General features: G+C 44.8%; 1 pseudogene. It reads right to left on the reverse strand.

Annotated elements, in window-relative coordinates:
• Positions 1–315: pseudogene (locus CD112_RS13225) on the reverse strand (ornithine carbamoyltransferase); the annotation flags it as partial.

Below are 315 nucleotides of genomic sequence, written 5' to 3' on the forward strand. Positions count from 1 at the left end.
TAGGATTCAATTCTTTAGGGCAAACAAGGTTGAAACGCATACCCATGATTGCTGCACCTTGCATCAACGCATTCGCAACGTTGTTGCGACCATCGCCTACGTAAGTGAAGTTGATTTCGTGATAAGGTTTTTTCAATACTTCTTTAGCTGTTAGGAAGTCAGCTAATACTTGTGTTGGGTGATCTTCGTCAGTTAAACCGTTCCATACCGGCACGCCTGATTCTTCAGCTAATGTTTCAACAGTACGTTGAGAGAATCCGCGATATTCGATGCCGTCATACATGCCGCCTAAAACGCGTGCTGTATCTGCTGCTG

The sequence above is a fragment of the Staphylococcus simulans genome (assembly GCF_002902285.1).
Lineage (GTDB): Bacteria > Bacillota > Bacilli > Staphylococcales > Staphylococcaceae > Staphylococcus > Staphylococcus simulans.